We start from the raw sequence: 17,729 nt of genomic DNA, 5'->3' as shown, positions 1-17,729 counted from the left end.
TACTGCAGAGCGATGTTAGCTACGTTTCAAATAGCAGCAAGAGCTGAGCACCTGGCTTGCTGGAAGTCCGCATAGGCCAGCAGGCGCTTGAGCGCCTTGTCGTCGATGCCCAGCCGTTGCAGCTCGTCAAAAGTGGCCTGGGCGTAGTCCAGTGTCGTGCCGTATATGCCCTGGGCCTCAGAGAAGATGCGCCGGTATTCATCCGGCGCCAGCTCGCCGGTATGGTGCGGGCTTTGGCGCGAGAGCGTGAATGCGAGGGCCTTCACAGCCCCATGCGGGGTGCGGCAAGGCAGCCAGCGCGGGTCATAGACGGCATTGGGCATCTCACGCAGCCAGAGCTTGCGCATGACGGTATCGCCCTGATTTCGAGGAATACGGAAGGCCATGCCCTGGCAGCTGCCGCCCGAGAGCATGCCAAACACCAGGCCTGGCACCTGCGGCGTGCCACGGTTGATGGTGCTCCACATTTTGAGAGCACGATGCCAGCCATGAACATGGGCCGAACGGCGTTCGCTGAAGTCAAATTCGGGGCGCCAGATCAGGGAGCCATAACCAAAAATCCACAAATCCTCGTCACCTCCCCACTGCACCAGAGCCCGCTCCAGCATCTGGTCAGCATCACGCATGGAATGATTCAACAAAGGCAGGGCGGACATGGAAACTCCTCAAACCGGATTCAGAGCTGAATTGACTTTGATATATAACGCGCGGACGCGCCATCGGTGTACCTGTGCACGCACGAAGGCGTAAAAGCAACGCTTTCCCGCTCTGAAGCAGCTGAAATTTGAATCTTTTTTGCGATTGCCGTGAAGGCGGCCGTTAGGGCGTTTCACGGCAAACCTCTAGAATGCGTGGTTTTGTCGCTTTGTCAGCCCGAAGCATGTAGTCGGGCCGCAAAGTGTCATGAATACAGGTTTCGTACTTTCATAATCACCCGCAAATACGGAGATTTCATTCATGTCCTTCAACAGCTCTGACGACGATAGCCAACAACGCTTTGCCCTGGGTTTTCTGTTTGCCCTGATCGCTCTGGTTGTCTCCACCGTCGTCGGCACCGTCGTCTACAAGCGTGGCATTTCCCATGCTCCCAAGGCTGAAGCCGCCGTGTCCGCACCCAGCGCGACCAACGTGCCTGTGGTGGTGGTTGAAGAGGCTGCCCGCGTGATCGTGGAAAACGGTGTGGTCAAGTTCTACTTTGTCTCGGGCAAGGCGGAAGTGGCCGCTGGCGCCAACGAAGCGCTGAGCGACGTGGTCAAGGGCGTGGCTGAAGGCAAGCGCGCCGTGATCTCCGGTTTCCATGATGCAACCGGCAGTGCTGAAATCAATGCCGAGCTGGCCAAGCAGCGTGCGCAAGCGGTCCAGGCCGCTTTGGTGGCACTGGGCGTGGCAGAAGACAAGGTCGAGCTGAAGAAGCCCGAGCAATCTCAGGCCGACGGCTCCAATGCCGAAGCTCGCCGTGTGGAAGTGATTCTGGCCGACTGATAAACCCAGTTCTCTTGCACAAAGCCCGATATGGCATTCGCTGTATCGGGCTTTTTGGTATTTGCAGCAGAGCAAGGATCAGTTGTTTTCAATGAATCCAGCTGCTGGAGGCTTGCCCAGGGCAATGACTCTTTCAATACCTGTCGCATCGACCTGGCGCATGACAAACGATCTCCGCGCAAAGCGCATGGAACGGATCTGCCAGCACCCGTTGATGCGCTCGTACTCATCGCTGTACTGACCTGAGAGGTTGACGATGGTGCGTTCCTTGACATTGACCTGGCAGAACTCCAGATCCCACAAGCCTTTTGCACTATCAGCTCCCGTAAAGCTGATCTGAGGGTTGTGGCCGTGGTGCATGTCCTGGATGGACGGATTGGCAACTGCCAGTCTGGTGAAGGTTTCAACCCATTCTTCTCGATCCGTAAAAGACGGAAAGCCATCGGCTTCGATGGCTGCACCATGCTCCACAAAGCACTCACGCATGGCGTTCGGCTGCTTCTGATCACAGGCTCGCAAGTACCGAGCCTTCAAAGCCTGTATCGACTGAATATCCTCAAGATGCTGCAAACGCTGCTGGAGCTGCTCCAGAACCGAGTCACTCATTGCCTGTCTCCTGATTGGTGTTGGAGTACCGAGTCTGGAATGCCGGCCAATGCCTGCAAACCCATGTTTGGACGATAGGTAGGCCGTTCAGGCAAAAAAAAGCGGCACTCATGTGCCGCTCGGTCCAGGAATCTGGAGAAAAAGAATCAGCGCAGACCGGTGCCGGTGCCCAGGTCGTCTTTGCGTTGAATCAATTCAATCTTGTAGCCGTCGGGATCCGTCACAAAAGCAATCACGGTACTGCCGCCTTTGACGGGACCTGCTTCACGGGTCACATTACCGCCGGCCGCCTTGATCTTCTCGCAGGCTGCATAGGCATCGGGCACACCCAGGGCAATATGACCGTAAGCCGTGCCCATGTCATAGCTCTCGGTTCCCCAGTTGTAAGTCAGCTCAATTTCCGCCTGACCCGGGTTACCACCTTCGAAGCCAAGAAAGGCCAACGAGTACTTGTACTCGGGGTTCTCGGACTTGCGCAGCAGTTGCATGCCGATGACGTTGGTGTAGAAGTCAATAGAGCGCTGGAGATTGCCAACGCGCAACATCGTGTGGAGGAATCGCATGGTCACCATTTTGCCAGCAGGTTCGGAGCTGCGTATGCATAGGCTTGGCAGCTCTTGTCGATAAATTTGGCCTGCTCGTGGATTGCAGCCGCGCTGCAAGGTTGAAGCCGGTTAGAAGACGAAAAGGGCGAGAGCAAAAGCAAGGAGAGAACGCATGGCGCAATCAGGAGGCGCGTGTACGGGGTTTCTGGGCTGTGCGCAGTGCTTTGGCAGCATTCAAGGCATCCTCGGCAGCGCTGAACTCATCCGGGGTCAGCAGCTTGTCCCCAGGGCACAGGAACCAGCCCTTGATGGATGAAAGATCGTGCACCGCGAGCTGGAGGTGTGTGTCATCGTATATTGCGCTCGATGGGTCAACTTGCTTGCCTTGTTCAAAGGCACCCCTCGAAGCTTGAAACGGTGCTGTATTGACAATCTGCAGGGTGGCTTCTCCGAGTTGCTTCAGCTGCGATGCAGTCAACGAGGATGAACCGCTCTCATTTAGCCCCAGCAACTGCGATAGCTGAGCCGCCAGAGCGATCGCCTCGGTATTTGCATGTCTGCGCAAGGCATGCACCATCTTGCACACTTCTCGGTCGAAGGCACGGTGAAGATTTTCGGTGTCACCCGGAAATGAAGGCCTATTCTTGGGCGGCTCTTTGCCATCGACTTCATAGGCCTTGACCATGAGTTCCGCAGCGAGGGTGAAGTTTTCAATCCCGCTTTGCGTGGTCAGGTCAAACAGGCGATCAATCTCAATAATTGCCCCAACAACAGCTGGCGTAGCTATAGGGTTGCGTGTGAGCTTGTGTTGAGGCCGCTTGCTGGAGGCTGTAGCAAGCTTTAAGGCGCGGGCTGAGTCGCCTTCGAAAAAGTACATTCCGTCATAGAGCCAATCATATGGGTTGGACGAAGGTACAGGGCTAGTGCGTCGTGATACCAGTGCATCACGGACTGTTGCATCGGTGCCGTGATACGCAATGAGGATCTGACCCATCAGGACTTGGGCTTGGAAGTCTTTACTTTGCTAGACAAGGCGAAGCCGCCAACGCTGCGCATGAAGTGCAATGCCTCATGGCCTGTCAGTTTGGGAACAACGAAACCAAGATGGCTGTTGACGGACGCCTTACGCGCGGCGGCCATTTTCTTCTCAAAGCTGCGCGCGATCACCTCTTTGGATGTGCTTTTGTCAGCAGATTGAGTAACCACACGACCACCTGCGGGGGTCGTGCCCGTTTTCGCTTTGGTGAGTGTGTGTGCTTTAGCCATGGTCATAGTTTGCCACATACGAAAAAAAAGGACAGGTGTTGGTCATTTCTGAATGGCTCTGGCCAGCCGACACTGTGTGTTGCTGATCTCATGCGGCCAGCGCCAGCAGAGCGCGAGCGCGGTCCAGTTCTTCTGGGGGACCGACCCACCGGCATTGATTTTCAGGCGAGGCATCGAAAGCAGCGAAAGGTTGGGCAAGCATCGCTGGGTCGCGGAGAGAACACACGGATGGTTTGCAGGCCTTGGCCAGTTGCCGCTGAACATCGACGCGCTCGCAGCCATCGACCCGAGTTATCGCGACCTGGTCGAAGTTCGCACGAGACCAGCGCCCCAGCTCGGCGACTGGAACGCGGCCAACATCGCAGAGCAGAAAGCGTTTCAGCTCTGGACGGACAAGGAGCCCATTCCTCAGTTCTGGGCCTTCTGGCCTGATGGTGAGCACGATGTCTGGGGCCTCAAGGTCGTTCCTTCACCGCCCGTCAAGCCACGCGTCCTTGGCCCTGCACCTGGTGCTGCTGCAACCCCGGTAGTCGCGTCACCATCTCCCGCGCCGGCAGAGCCAAAGCCTCTGGAGCCGCAGCAGGCCACCGCGGCCCCGGTCGAAGCGCCACCTCAGACGAAAGAACCGCTGTTCGGCAAGCAGCTACACGTTGCCGGACATCTGTCGAAGAAGGACAAAAGCATCACGCTCTTCATCGTCAGCGACGGTACCCGCCGCATGTTCGAGGTCACCAGCGAAGACCTGGAGGCTGCGGGCTACAGCGTCAAGCGCATGGCTAATTGCATGGTCACCGTGAAGTTTGACGGGGTAGTCCGCCCTGTCACCTGCGACGCGCCATACCTCAATACCGGCGGCCAGGACAGGCCCCTGGTGGTTGATGCGGTGACTGGTTCCCGCAGCGATGGCCGCAACACCCGCTACAGCAACGCGCCAATGCCTCAGGAAGTGGCCCAGGTGCGCCAGGAGCAGCAGCAACAGACAAGCAGCTACCTGGAAGCCCTGGCGAGGCGCAATTCACAGGTGCGCTCTGTCCTGATGGATAACTGAGGGGGTATCGGGGGCAGTGCCCCTGATGTTCACCTATCGATCAGGCAGTGCCAAGTGCAACTGAATCATGCGATCGCGGCACCACTGGCAAAGCGCTGCACTGATTCGCGTGGCGGACCCTCTAAAAACCTCAATACGTCACCACGTGTCTTAGATAACCACTAAGGCTGTTTGAATATTAATCATTGGTATGCTCTGAGGAAACAAGAGCCCAGTGATGTACTTGGGTTCAACATAAGCCTCAGAGGGACGGTTAATGCGCATATCTAGAGTAGAGATTCGCAACTTTAGGTCGATACAACGACTCGATTTGGATCTTACGAGGTCATCAGTGGTATGTGGACCTAACAGCTGCGGGAAATCCAATGTCCTAAGGGCATTGAAGTTTGCTTTCCTCTCAGCTTACAGCCCAGAAAAGACAGCCTCTAATTTTTGCAGTGCAATCACGGGGCCAAACGCGACAATCACCATTCGAGTTTTTTTTGATGTTCCTACGCAAAGTCTTTCGCAGGGACTGAATTTGGCACTCAACCAGAAAGTAACATATCAGATTAAGGTTAAGCGCAATGGCAAGCCTACATGCCATTTGAACGGGCAACTTCTAGATGAAAGCGGTCGAGCATCTTTTCTAGATGAGATAGTGATTGTGCATGTACCACCAATACGTGATCTCACAACGGGTGGGCTAGACCCTTTCAGAGCCACGCTGGCAGCGACCATTCGTAAGGCCCGTGGCGCTCATTCACTTGTGCAACTTAATCAGCAAGTAAGAGCTGCAGTTAAGAGGAGTGGAGAGCAGATTCTCTCCGGTGCGCAAGCTGCTGCTCGAAGTCTTTTGGAGGTCGAAGCGTTGTCAGTGGATGCAAATTCCATTGATATCGACTCTCTGCTTCCAATGGCCGGCATCACATTTCGAATAAATGATCAAGAATCTGGGTTGGAGAGGTTAGGCACAGGACATCAGAGCTCCGTCATTCTTAGCCTGTATCGGCAACTCGGCGTGGCTACGGGAAAGTTTGTTCTGTACTTGTTCGAGGAGCCTGACAACCACCTTCACCCAACATCACTTAGAGCGATTGCTGATGAGCTAAAGGAGTGTGTTACAGATGATTCACAAGCCGTGATCACGACTCATTCCCCATACTTCATGAATCAATTTCCTGTGGACGACTGGTTTCCGCTTGTCGCTGACTCGCAGCGCTCAACGACTCTGCGTTTGCGTAGGCTAACGAAGACTGATCGAGAACTCAGAGTTGCATTCGGAAAATATGGTCTTCGACCACCTGAGGCTTTGTTATCTAAGAGAGTTGTTGTTGTTGAAGGGGCAAACGACGTTACTCTTCTAAGAGAACTTATTGAAATCCAGACAGATAGATCTCCAGATCGACAGGACCTTCTGATCATCCCGGCCGGTGGTAAAGAAGTCGTTTCAGATCTTTGTTTGTTGCTTGAGGAGCTGGGCGCCAGTTGGTTGGGCGTTATGGATTGGGATGCAACGGAGGATACGCGTCAGCCCATGCTGAAGAAAAGTCTGCCTTTGGCGTCAATTACGGCTACAACCAATGCATTAGACACAATTCAGCTGCAACTGATGCAACATGGCGCTAAGAAGAGCAAGGCTCAGAAATTCATTGATAGCTTACGTGGAGAGCTTGCTCAGACGACCGTGCCGTTTAACGCGAGCTTTAGTGAGTCCGTTCTTGGACGCCACCTCGGTAAGGCTCGGGTATTGAACCAAACTGACATGGCAAAGCTAGTTAGTGATGTGGCCCGAAAACGCATGCGAGCAGTGCGCGAGTCGCTTACCCCTGCGAAGCTATGGGTTTGGTCGGGTATTCCAGAAAGTGTTCTGGTAAACACCGTTGCTGCAGAATTAATTGTTGACCAGAAATTGCAACAGCATGGAGTCCTTAGCGCTCCAGCGCAAGTAGCCAATAGAAAGTCAACATTGATAAATGCACTTCATGGTTTGGGGCACAAACCTGAAGTACTTCAGGATGTTATCCGTGCGCTTCACGCAGCGGGCGAGCTTCGCAATCGGGAATGGCGAGAACTTGTTACTAGAGCAATAAGTTAGCAGGAAGGGTAGGGAAGTGGGGCACTACGATCCTGGGAGCTGGAAACGCGAAAATCCGTTCACGAGTGGACGAAATGAGATGAGCTTTTTGTCAAAGCTCATTCTCACGATTTCGGTGCTTCTAATCGCCGCACTTGCATACAGGTATCAGTCTGAGATCCTGCGATTTTTAAAGGGGCCTCCCGGGGCGGTTTCTCAACGAACTGTCGTTAGGCCGCCTGAGCCAAATGAGGCAGCGCCAAAAGCTAAAGCTCCTGAGGTACCACGCACGCAATCTACAGGTCAGATCTATCGGTGTGGAAATACCTACAGCAATGCACCCTGCGAGGGCGGCCAACAGATAGCTCAACAAGGCATCCGTCCGGTAGATAGGTCGGAGACAAAGGAAATCTACCTCTGCAAAGACTTTCAAGATCGGCTCACATGGGAGAGCGTGCCGTGCTCAGCAAACGGTCGTTTTATGGACCGTATTGCACGTGTTCCTGCCCACGTATCTTGGGAAGAGCAGGTGGCAATCGCCAGACAGCAGAGAGATAGAGCCCACGCCATAGCTACAGAACAAGTCGTTCCAGTAGCTTCTCGATCTGCTTCTTCAACTCTGAGCGAATGCCAAATGCTTGAGCACCAGATTCGAGTGCTTGATGCCGAGTGCCGAGTAAATGCATGCGGGATGAAGAAACTCGATGACGTCAGGGCTGCACGAAAGGAAGCCCGAGACCGCCAATTTCGTATCGGCTGCTAGCCAATTTGGAAAATTGGAACGTTTGCCGATGCGGTTTTATGCCTCGCAAGCTCTTTTCCATGGTCAAGATTTGCTTGACAAGCCTAGCGTTTTTGCGATTCAGAGATTCGGCTAGTGCGTAGTTGCCCGCTGCATGATTGAAAGCGACTGCGTCGATGGTAGAAATTCCCCATCGTGACTCCCAAAACAGGGCTAAATGAACGGCGCGAGGAGCTTGCCCCTCGCGCCGATATTTTTTGATGGTAGATGACTTGAGGTCTAGGAGCCTAGCGAGCTGTGCATCGCTGTAGCGCAGATCATCAAGGATGTATCGCAGATGTGGCAGATGTGCGGGGTAAGGTGCTCTAAACATCACCCAGCATTTCGCATTCGCAGCCTTTAGATGCTTACAGTGAAAGGGCGTGCTGCTACAACTAGTCTAGCATTTGTGATTTAACATAATATACATCGTATCTAGTAGATAAGCTCTAAAAATAGGAGCGCTAGAGCTCCAGTTTTTAAGGCTTTCAGTAGACCCATGGGACTACGTTTTTACCTCTTCCTCTTAACCAATTCCGCGAGAGTTACAAATAGCTCCCGTTGACGCACGGTTCGGACTCTAAGGACTTCGCTGCCAACTGTCAAACATTTTTGTTTGACCCGTCATCTTTTTCCGGCATCGGCGCTGCGTCCGCTGCTACAAAGTCGCAAGCACTGGACACGTTTCGAGCCCCCGCAGGAGCCGCACGGCATCCCGTCTGAGTCCACCATTGAATCGTTCACATTGTCGACGTCTCCACATCCAACTGGACACGTGTGTGGATCAAACCCATGGCTGCAAGAACCATCGTCACGCAGCATCTGCACGGTCTTCGCACGTTGAGCAGGCGTTGTGTAGCCGTGTTGAACAGCGATCTCGATGGCGCGATCGAGGTGCAGCTCGGGCACCTGCAGCAGCGCAAGGTCAATGCTGGCCCCCACGCGTAGCTCGTAGGTCTCGTACACCTGGCCACAGCCTTGGTTGGCAGCGTCCGACAAGGCTGCGCACTTCGCTGCCCAGTCGTTTTCCGAGAAGACTTGCGCCTCGCGAGCTGGTGCCACTTCGAGCGCTACGACGCTTGGAGACGTAGTAGTAGTTCTTTGTATAGAAGACCCTTGTATATAGAGTGCAGGAAACGGCAAATCCAGTTTGCAGGTTTCGGCAGACGTTTTGGGCTCAAGTTTGCAGGTTTCGGCAAGCGGTTTTGGGGCTTGCTTGATGAGTTGGCCAAGCCATTGGCCATCGACGTAATCGAGTAGCCCCTCCAGGACGGCATGCCGCTCGTCATCGGTCATGGGGCGACCTGGGCATTGCGTGGGCAAGGCCCCGCCAGATCCGCCGCAGTTCCTGCACTGGGTGCGATCGTGGCCGATGCTGTGGAGTGAGAAAATAGCGACCCGTGGCGCGGGCTGGTCGGAGTCCATCATGGTGCGATCGATGTGCTCAAGCTCGGCAATGACGGCTGGGCAGACCGGCATCAATCCATTGCCCGGTGGCCAGCGCTGCAGCCACATGACCTGATCCGGGTATTTGAGGCCGAGCTTGGCGTGGTGCCAGGTCAAGCTGCCCTCGGCAAAAGCACTGAGCACGTTCCATCGGTGCCGCAGCCGAAACCAGAAGCTACGCGATTTCCATAGCTCTAGGCGCTTGTCTGGCGCGGTGTTGTCGCCAATCTCGTAATCAGTTGAGTAGGTGGATTTCATATCAAACCATCTTCAATGCGGGATTGCTGGGGGGGATGGGCTGGACCCACCGGCCTGGGCTGGTGAGGACAACACAGGACAGATGGGCCACTACGGTGCCGCGGCTGTGGATCTCATAGCGGACGATGTTTGTGCGATTCGCGGCTGGCAGGTGCCAGCCACACTTGATGACCTCCCTCTGGGTCTTGGTGCTGAGCTCGTCGACGGTGAGATCCTCGTGGCCGTCCTCACGGTCGCCATGGCGTGCGTACTCCTTGAAGATCTTGGGCGATACCAGGGCCATGCCCTCCTCCACGAAGTGAATCGCCGCGCCGGTCTCGTTGAACTTGAGCTCGCGATTGACCAGCCCCATTTGCACCCACTGCATGAAAGCCAATGCCAAGGGGCTTGGCTCGGGTGGCGGCTTGTCGGGGTTTGCGTCGATGTCGGGCAGCGGCTGAAGCAGAAGAACCGGCCCTGGTGTCGCTGCGGCCGCCGGCGGCGCACTTGCAGTGGCGGTGCGCCCCTTGAGCACGGGCAGGTCGTCGAGCTCGTCCAGCTCAGCGGCCATGCGCTTGAACTCGGCACTCACGCTTTGAGAGCGCGGCACTTGGTCATGACGTAGCTCTTGGGCGGGATTCTTAGGTGCGCTTGGCGCTGGCGGCGGCGCAGCTGCTGCAGGTTTGACAGAAGGCGGCCTTGCGGCCGTAGTTGCGGCAGCTTGGGGCGGCTGGTGCAAGGTGGCGGGCTGAGGAGGCGCAGCTGGTGGTGGTGGCGGCACCGCTGCGGCATCCTGGAATGGTTGCTCCAAGGGCGCTGCGCCCTTCTCTGCCGGCTGTGGGTTCTTGGCCGGCTTGTTCTTTTTGCCAGGCTTGTCCGATGCTGTTGCAGATTCGGATGGATCGAGGAAGTAGCTGCCCTCGCTGTCGCCCAGCAAATACGCGGCTTCGCCGTTGTCGAGGCTGTCGTAGTCCAGCTTCAATGGGGTGGGCACGCCGGATCTCGATGCTGCCCCAGCTTCAAACTCGTCGTAGGCTGTATCAGCTTGGGTCTGCTGCACTGGCGCCGTAGGCGCCCTAACTGCCATGACTGCCGCAGTTTGGGATGGAGTTTCTGGTGCAGGTGTCTTGGCTACTGCCGCAGTGGTTGCCGCAGGCCTGGGCTTTGCCGCAGCATTCGGCGGCTTGGTGAAAGTAGGCTCCCGCATGATGGCGGCATGCTTTTTTGCTTCTGCCGCATCCTGGGGCTGTTGCTTCGCAGGCTTTGCCGCAACCTGGGATGGTTGGGCTGAGGATGCCGCAGCTGCTGGTGCATTGGCATCGATTGCTGCCGCAGATTCCGATGCACTGAGAGTTGCAGCAGCTTGTTGTTCGTCTTGCCCTGCTCCATCCTTGCGACGGTCGCGGATCTCCAGCCGCCCGCGCATGGCGGCCGGGTACTTGCTCTCGTGGTTGAACAGCTTGGCCAGAGGAAACTTGAGCATGGCAAAGTCATGCATGTAGGCCCCCTGCTCTGACCCATCTTCGGCGTAACCGTGCACTGTGACATGCCAGACGGCCTGGCCGCTGGCAGGGTTGAGCTCGATCGCGCCGTAGTCCTGCCAGGTGTCGAACAGCCGGTCGTTCTTTGCGTTGCCAGGCACGCTTTCATCGGGCTCGTTTGCTTGGATGTGCTCTCGCACGGTATCAGCGAGGCGCTTGGCCACGAACCAGATCGCCCCCTCGAACACCCACCCTGCCGCACCGTTGCGGTTCAGCGGGAGTTGTGTGCCAGCTTGGAGCATGGTCCTCATGGATTGCATCAGCAGCTCGATGAGAGGCACGGCCTTGGCCGTGGCGAAGCGGGCCTTGGAGCCTTTTTGCAAGGCGCGTTGCGTTGAAAGCTGGTCGGCCCGCTTGACGATCTTGGCGACGAGACTGTCCGTGTCCTGGCCGGTGAGGTATTGCTCCAGGGCATCCAAGGCGGTGGGCGTGTGCGCCAGGAATCGCAGCGCACTTTCTGGCGCAATGCGGGGTAGCAGCAGCTGGGCCAGCTTGGCATGGGCGCTGTAATCGCGCTGCCCCTTGGGCGCAAAGTCCACTAGGTACTCGGCAGTGCGTTGGCCAGCGATCTGCGACAGACTTCCGCCTGCAGGTGCCCAACGGATTGGATCGTTCTCGCCCACAGGACGCCACGCGATGCGTAGGTCAGTCATGGGCTTGGCGATGTCATGCAGCAAAGCGCAGAAGAACACCACATAGGTCCATTGATCGCGCTGGGCGTCAACGATCTCGATCTGGCTTCCGCCTGGCAGCAGATGAGCATTGCGCCAGGTCATGGCCGCGAGCAGCATTTCAATGGTGTGCGACAGCAGGCCGCCCGCGTGGGCGTGGTGGTGCGCTTCGGAGGCCGGCATTAGCTGCACGAACTCGGCGTATCGCCGAATCGCCGGTAGCAGGTCCCTCTCCCAAATGGCCTGCGACTGATGCGACTGGCTCCAAATCTGGGTGATAGCCCGTTCTGCGCGGACCGTGGCCAGCAGCTGCTGGGCATTGAGCACGCGCAACCATCCGGGCTCACTGCCCGCGATGTGGATCTCGTCTGGCTTGAGTGGCTGGTCTTGAGCCCCCCTCCCTACTGGCGCATCAGGCAACGGTAGCGGATCTGCAGGCGCAGGCAGCACGGGCTTGGCCTTGCTCCAGGGCACCATGGCAAGCAACTTTGAAGCAATACTCTTCACGCGCACTCCTCTTGGAGCAGGATTCGAGCGAAGTGCTGGGCACGCGCTGACTTGCCATCGGTGGGCGTCCAGATAGACAGCACCTCCCCCGGCTGGCCCAGTGCGAGGAAGTCCATGAATCTCTGCTGCAGCGGGTCCCATTTGATGCGTGAGGCGATGCCGTCGCGGCCCCAGTCACCGCATGTTTGCACGAACGGTTGAGCCACGACTCGCATGACGAAGCTGTGCCAATTCTTCTCTTGCTGAGGTTTGGGCACATGCGGCATTTTGGGATGGTCAGCAACCTGCTGCAGCAGGATTGAGCGCACGCTCAAGATTGGATCAAGCTCCTCTTCCAGATGCTGCTCCAGCCCCTCGAATCTTCCCAACCAGCGCATGAGCGGATTGGTTTTGCTGGCAAGGCCCAGCAGTTGCAAGCTGTCTGCGATAGCGAATATCGAGCAGCCACGATCGAGCGGATCTCTGCCTAGAAATGGTGGATCACTGTTGGCTCTCTGCTGGATGTGCTGACTATGTAGGTGCGGTGCGCGGGCGAGGTCGTCCATGGGGCGCAACCGTACCTAGTGCGCCCTCACCTGTCAGCGCGAAACCCTGCGGTGATGACCAGAGGCTTTTCGCTTGAAACTTACCGTGAAACATGTTAGTGAAATTACAAATAGCTACATGTTTTGTGCTTGATTGATCACCGCGTTACACTTGAGCAGACCACGGAAAGTTGCGGCGGAGTACCTTAAATGGCTAATGAATTATTGAGTCGTGTAATAGCATCCGCGCCGGTTCACTGCAGGAATGGACATTCATAAAACAACCACGACTCCAGGCCACGTAAAGAATGAGTAGAAAGTCTAAGTCGCAGGCCGGTACATCATGGGTACTTGACGAGGCAGCGGCCTCTAGCCATACACCTATTGGTTGGTCAATCCAGACGATTGAAATCAAACCGCGAGGCAAAGCGCCAGCCCACCACGGCCTACACACTTACCGCTTCGGTGCCGCTGAGACCTTAAGCGTCATCCTGCCTAGAAGAGGCTGGACCTTGGTGAAAAAGACTACCAAATACGTTTACCTCATTCCGCCCCCAGAGCAACTCCTCCCACCATTTCACATCTCTATCGCTGTCCCTTCTTCTGAAGAATGTCTAGCCCTTGCATCAAGGTGCTATTTACGTGGCGAAAGCTGGGATTACCAGTTGGGTGAGTGGCCCGCGTCGTATATGCATGAAAGAAATACTGATATGCAACTTTGGTCTCAGGATCCGACCACTGGGCAGCGAAAGATAGAGGTTCTCAAGCACAAGCCCATATCGAATCTGTTCATTGGCCAAGCGGGAGTTTGGGAATGCGTGGTCACAGGGGAAGATGGAGTCTTCGCGATAGGTCATCTACCTCCATCAAGCGCACTAGTTGCACCGCTACTACCCCCAACTTGGCCACTGCCTCCGCAATCACCAGTAAAAAGGGATGACAAGCCTACCTGTCGGTTATCTCCACTGGTGCTTACAGAGGGAACCCCTAAAACGCTGGAATTGACGGCCTACGAGCGCAATGCATCTGCGCGCAAACAATGTATCGCTCACTACGGGGCTACCTGTCAGGCATGTGGCCTGAGCTATGAAAAGAAGTACGGCATCATCGGAGCAAACCTAATTCACGTGCACCACCTCAAACCTCTATCGAGTATTGGTCACTTATATCAGGTCGATCCCATACATGATCTGGTGCCATTGTGTGCGACTTGTCATCACGTGGCGCATAGCCGTGATGACCCATACAGCGTGGCAGAGATTCGCGCAGCAATCGCTGAACAACAGGTACGTACCATAGACCTAGAGTACGGCCAGCAATAGATAGAACTAGCTGGTCTAAAAGCTCACCTGATGTCGGTGTCGGTCGAAAAAATTCTCTGCTGCTCGTAGGCGAGTTTGCGGCTATTGTCGTGTGCTCGATTGCGACTGGCAAAAAGTGGTTATCGCGCAGAATTCATATAAGGTGTTACAGGTTTTTCTGCACTGCTCACTGCGAACAACGTATTTAAGTATGGTTACAAGGACGGTAAATGGTCACGAAGAATGAGCAAGTGATAAGTCGGGGATCTGAATGGCGCCGCTGGGAACCGCATATACATGCGCCGGGAACCGTCCTGAATAATCAGTTTGGCGGCGACTCTCCTTGGGAAACCTATCTCACAAATCTTGAGACTGTGACCCCAAAGATTGAGGCGTTAGCGGTGACTGATTACTACCTTACTGACACCTACGAAGAGGTGGTAAGACAAAAGATGGCAGGCCGTTTGCCAGATGTACAGCTAATTTTTCCTAATGTCGAATTGCGCCTAGATGTCGCTGCAAAGTCTGGCTTTGTCAACGTGCACCTCCTAGTTAGCCCCGAGGACCCAAACCATATTGCAGAACTGCACCGCGTTCTTCAGCGACTTCAGTTCCATGCGCATGGTGACACGTTCAATTGCACCCGGCACGATCTGATGTCACTTGGGAAGAAAGCCGACTCCAGCATCGTCGATGATCGCGCTGCGCTTTCTCACGGTGCCACGCAGTTCAAGGTAAATTTCGACCAGCTTCGCCGCGTTATGCGCGAGAGCGATTGGGCTAAGGCCAACATTCTCATCGCGGTTGCAGGTGCGACAGGTGATGGAACTTCGGGTTTGCGCCAAGCCGCGGACGCAACCATGCGACAAGAGATTGAGAAGTTCGCCCACATCATCTTCTCGAGCAGTTCAGCACAGCGCGACTTCTGGTCTGGTCGCAAGGGCGTGACTTTCGAGCAGCTTAAGGAACGTTATGGCGGCTGTAAGCCCTGCCTGCACGGAAGCGATGCCCACGACCACAAAACCGTCGGTCAACCGGTTGAAGAGCGTTATTCTTGGATCAAGGGTGGTCTAGAGTTCGACGCCCTGCGTCAGGCGTGCATCGACCCTGAGGGGCGAGCGTATGTCGGCAATGAATCGCCGTCCACGGCCATGCCTTCCCAAGTAATCTCGAGCCTATCTGTCGCAGACGCCAGTTGGGCTGCAACCTCGGAAATCCCACTTAATCCTGGACTCGTCGCAATCATCGGCGCGCGAGGCTCGGGCAAGACCGCACTTGCGGACATGATCGCCGCCGGCTGCGACGCAATCACCCCTGATGCTTGGAGCGCGAGTGCAAGCATAAGCCCTTCATTTCTCGTTCGTGCCCGGCAGTTGCTAGGCAGTGCGACCACAACACTGACATGGGGTGGAGGCGCTTCAGTCACGCGCTTCCTGGACGGTCGTGATGCAAATGGCCACCTTGCCTTTCCACGCGCTCGGTACTTATCGCAGCAATTTGTAGAGGAGTTGTGTTCCTCTGCCGGAGTCTCGGATGGACTAATCGCGGAGATCGAACGCGTGATCTTCGATGCGCATCCGCATGACGATCTGGACGGCGCAATTGACTTTGCTGAATTAAGAGATTTCCGTACCGCGCGCTTCCAGCAGGCCCGAGAACGGGAGTCTGAGGCAATCGCCGACTTATCCGAGCGCATTGCCACTGAGATCGAGAAAGAAGCCTCTACCGCAAGCCTCGTGGTCCAGGTGACGCAAAAGACCGGCCAGATCAAGAGTTACAACGAAGATCTTGCCAAACTTATCGTTAAGGGTACGGAGGCGCAGGCTATCAGACACACCCAGCTTGGACAAGTCGTGCAGACATTACGCGGCACGATCCAGGCGTACAGTAATCAGCGCCGGACATTCATTGCTCTGCAAGATGAGGTTGTTAGCACTCGTACCACGAAGGCACCCGAGCTTCTGCGTCAAGCTAAGGAGCGACACAGTCACAGCCGGCTCAGCCAGCAGCAATGGGATGAATTCCTGTTGATCTATAAAGGCGACGTTGACAAGAGTTTGGCGAGCTACGTCGAATGGTCCGATCAGCAAATAGCGTTACTCACCGGCCCGGGCATTCCGGCCGGCGACCCTAACACACCACTCTTTCCAGACACCGCAGACATTTCGAAGTTAACGCTCAATACGCTGCTCGCTGAAATGAATCGGCTGGAGGCCCTATTAAACGCAGATAATGTAATTCGTGGTCAATACTCCACCCTGTCGAAACGCATCGCGCAAGAGAATGCCGCTCTCCTTAGTCTGCAATCACGCTTAGCAGACGCCCAAGGAGCGGCCGCGCGTCGTAAGGAGCTTCAGAACGAGCGCGATGCAGCCTATGGTCGAGTGTTTCAAGCAATCGTCAATGAACAGACTTCCCTTGCTGATCTTTACGCGCCGCTGATGACGCGCCTGACCGCATCGACTGGCACACTTCGCAAGCTCGGGTTCTCTGTTCGTCGAGTCGTTGACGTCACCGCCTGGGGAGCTATTGCCGAAGAAAAGCTTCTCGACAGGCGAAAGTCTGGACCATTTCAAGGCCGCGGGGCGCTAATCGCTTTAGTGGATGCAACCCTGCGTCCAGCCTGGGAAACAGGGTCAGCCGCTGACGTGGAGGCAGCGATGGCGAATTTCATCTCGGTATACATGCGGGATCTTATGAGCCAGGCTCCCTTTGGCCAAAACCAACATGTGGAGTTTCGTGGTTGGTTGAAGCAGTTCGCGCACTGGCTTTTCGCCACCGATCACATTTCTGTGCGGTACGAAATAGTCTATGACGGGATCGATATCCGCAAGCTATCGCCTGGAACACGAGGAATCGTACTTCTTCTTCTTTACTTGGCACTTGACGACGCAGACGATCGGCCGCTCATCATCGATCAACCAGAGGAGAACTTAGATCCAAAGTCTGTGTTCGAAGAGTTGGTAGCTTTGTTTATCGCAGCCAAGGCCAAACGCCAGGTAATCATGGTCACGCACAATGCTAACCTCGTCATCAACACCGACGCTGATCAGATCATCGTCGCCGACGCTGGCCCTCATCCTACCGGTGGCCTGCCCCCACTCCAATATACGTCTGGCGGTCTCGAGAACGCGGTAATTCGTAAGGCCGTTTGCGACATTTTGGAAGGTGGTGAAGAGGCCTTTCGCGAACGAGCACGCCGGTTGAGGGTTCGGCTGGATCGCTAAGCGAGGGATTTATCGGCGCTCTATCCCGGCGTCTTAGCTTTCGCTGCGCTGCTTTGCTCAGAGATGGGGCGATTGCCTTGAATGGTCTGCACAAGCACTCTAGGTATCTGGCCTAGGAAACACAGCCAACCATAAACGCTGTATGCATTTATTTGAAGGCCCTAGCTCTTCCGGAGAGCTGGGGCCTTCCCCGTTCCTGTACAGCCTTTTGTCTTCCCATTACCCGTAAATCCTTTGCGCATGCTCCGATTTTGAGGAGCATGCGCGCCCTTTGGGTAGGTCCTGTACCCAGTAGAGCCGTTTGCCCAGTATGCGAGCGGACCCTGACGCTCGCCTTCCTTTGCGTCCTTAAGTTACCAATCATTTATTCTCTTGTGTGTCAAGCGTAAACCGTTAGGTATGTAACGCACGGTTTCCGCTGGTGACAAAGCGGCAGCTCTAAGAACATTCGGCCCGGCGACTGACGCATTGCGTCGACACCCCCGGGCCAC

Annotated in this window: 12 protein-coding genes and 1 pseudogene; 5 read left to right on the top strand and 8 right to left on the bottom strand. The window is 55.7% G+C overall.

From position 1 onward, the window contains the following. Positions 1 to 26: 26 nt before the first annotated feature. A complete protein-coding gene (locus CTATCC11996_RS18775; RefSeq protein ID WP_003079166.1) occupies positions 27 to 656 on the bottom strand; it encodes a gamma-glutamylcyclotransferase in 630 nt (209 codons plus the stop codon). Between the two features lie 301 nt (positions 657 to 957). Between CTATCC11996_RS18775 and CTATCC11996_RS18770 the strand changes: the two genes are divergently transcribed. Further along, positions 958 to 1,482 carry an OmpA family protein gene (locus tag CTATCC11996_RS18770; protein WP_003079164.1) on the top strand — a complete coding sequence of 175 codons (525 nt, stop codon included), beginning with the start codon at positions 958 to 960 and terminating at the stop codon, positions 1,480 to 1,482. Between the two features lie 78 nt (positions 1,483 to 1,560). On the opposite strand, the gene CTATCC11996_RS18765 is transcribed toward CTATCC11996_RS18770, so the two are convergent. The 4 genes from CTATCC11996_RS18765 to CTATCC11996_RS18750 all read right to left on the bottom strand — a co-directional run bounded on the left by CTATCC11996_RS18765 (position 1,561) and on the right by CTATCC11996_RS18750 (position 3,899). After that, positions 1,561 to 2,088: a nuclear transport factor 2 family protein gene (locus tag CTATCC11996_RS18765; RefSeq protein WP_003079162.1), complete on the bottom strand. Its 528-nt coding sequence runs from the start codon at positions 2,086 to 2,088 to the stop codon at positions 1,561 to 1,563. A gap of 146 nt (positions 2,089 to 2,234) precedes the next feature. Beyond that, positions 2,235 to 2,651, bottom strand: coding sequence for a lactoylglutathione lyase (gene gloA / locus CTATCC11996_RS18760; RefSeq protein WP_003079160.1), 417 nt, complete (start codon positions 2,649 to 2,651; stop codon positions 2,235 to 2,237). Between the two features lie 163 nt (positions 2,652 to 2,814). Continuing rightward, the gene (locus CTATCC11996_RS18755) at positions 2,815 to 3,627 is read right to left on the bottom strand and encodes a hypothetical protein (RefSeq protein ID WP_034349620.1); all 813 of its coding nucleotides are present in this window, start codon (positions 3,625 to 3,627) and stop codon (positions 2,815 to 2,817) included. Continuing rightward, positions 3,627 to 3,899, bottom strand: a complete 273-nt coding sequence (locus tag CTATCC11996_RS18750) for a hypothetical protein (RefSeq protein ID WP_138983867.1) — start codon at positions 3,897 to 3,899, stop codon at positions 3,627 to 3,629. The genes CTATCC11996_RS18755 and CTATCC11996_RS18750 overlap by 1 nt, the downstream gene beginning before the upstream one ends. A 157-nt stretch (positions 3,900 to 4,056) precedes the next feature. On the opposite strand from CTATCC11996_RS18750, the pseudogene CTATCC11996_RS25640 reads away from it, so the two are divergent. Beyond that, positions 4,057 to 4,141, top strand: a pseudogene (locus tag CTATCC11996_RS25640) (IS5/IS1182 family transposase); the annotation flags it as partial. A gap of 1,062 nt (positions 4,142 to 5,203) precedes the next feature. Beyond that, entirely contained in the window at positions 5,204 to 7,024 is a 1,821-nt protein-coding gene (locus CTATCC11996_RS25155) for an ATP-dependent nuclease (RefSeq protein ID WP_080569900.1), read from the top strand. Between the two features lie 1,384 nt (positions 7,025 to 8,408). Here CTATCC11996_RS25155 and CTATCC11996_RS18730 read toward each other — a convergent pair. The 3 genes from CTATCC11996_RS18730 to CTATCC11996_RS18720 are packed head-to-tail and all read right to left on the bottom strand — an operon-like array spanning position 8,409 to position 12,731. Beyond that, on the bottom strand, positions 8,409 to 9,488 hold the full coding sequence (locus tag CTATCC11996_RS18730) for a hypothetical protein (protein ID WP_003062552.1): 1,080 nt from the start codon (positions 9,486 to 9,488) through the stop codon (positions 8,409 to 8,411). 1 nt (position 9,489) lies between these two features. Beyond that, the gene (mobH, locus tag CTATCC11996_RS18725; protein ID WP_003079143.1) at positions 9,490 to 12,186 is read right to left on the bottom strand and encodes a MobH family relaxase; all 2,697 of its coding nucleotides are present in this window, start codon (positions 12,184 to 12,186) and stop codon (positions 9,490 to 9,492) included. Next, positions 12,183 to 12,731 (bottom strand): hypothetical protein, encoded by a 549-nt coding sequence (locus tag CTATCC11996_RS18720; protein ID WP_003062548.1) that lies wholly within the window; start codon positions 12,729 to 12,731, stop codon positions 12,183 to 12,185. Before CTATCC11996_RS18720 ends, mobH begins: the two co-directional genes overlap by 4 nt. 287 nt (positions 12,732 to 13,018) lie before the next feature. On the opposite strand from CTATCC11996_RS18720, the gene CTATCC11996_RS26490 reads away from it, so the two are divergent. Together CTATCC11996_RS26490 and CTATCC11996_RS18715 are read left to right on the top strand one after the other, a co-directional pair. Next, positions 13,019 to 14,032, top strand: coding sequence for an HNH endonuclease (locus tag CTATCC11996_RS26490; RefSeq protein ID WP_308487612.1), 1,014 nt, complete (start codon positions 13,019 to 13,021; stop codon positions 14,030 to 14,032). A gap of 209 nt (positions 14,033 to 14,241) precedes the next feature. Further along, positions 14,242 to 17,238 carry a TrlF family AAA-like ATPase gene (locus CTATCC11996_RS18715; RefSeq protein WP_003062544.1) on the top strand — a complete coding sequence of 999 codons (2,997 nt, stop codon included), beginning with the start codon at positions 14,242 to 14,244 and terminating at the stop codon, positions 17,236 to 17,238. Positions 17,239 to 17,729 lie beyond the last annotated feature (491 nt).

The organism is Comamonas testosteroni ATCC 11996 (assembly GCF_000241525.1).
Classification (GTDB): domain Bacteria; phylum Pseudomonadota; class Gammaproteobacteria; order Burkholderiales; family Burkholderiaceae_C; genus Comamonas; species Comamonas testosteroni.
The sequence above is the reverse complement of the archived record's forward strand: the minus strand, read 5'-3'. Positions and strand labels throughout refer to the sequence as shown.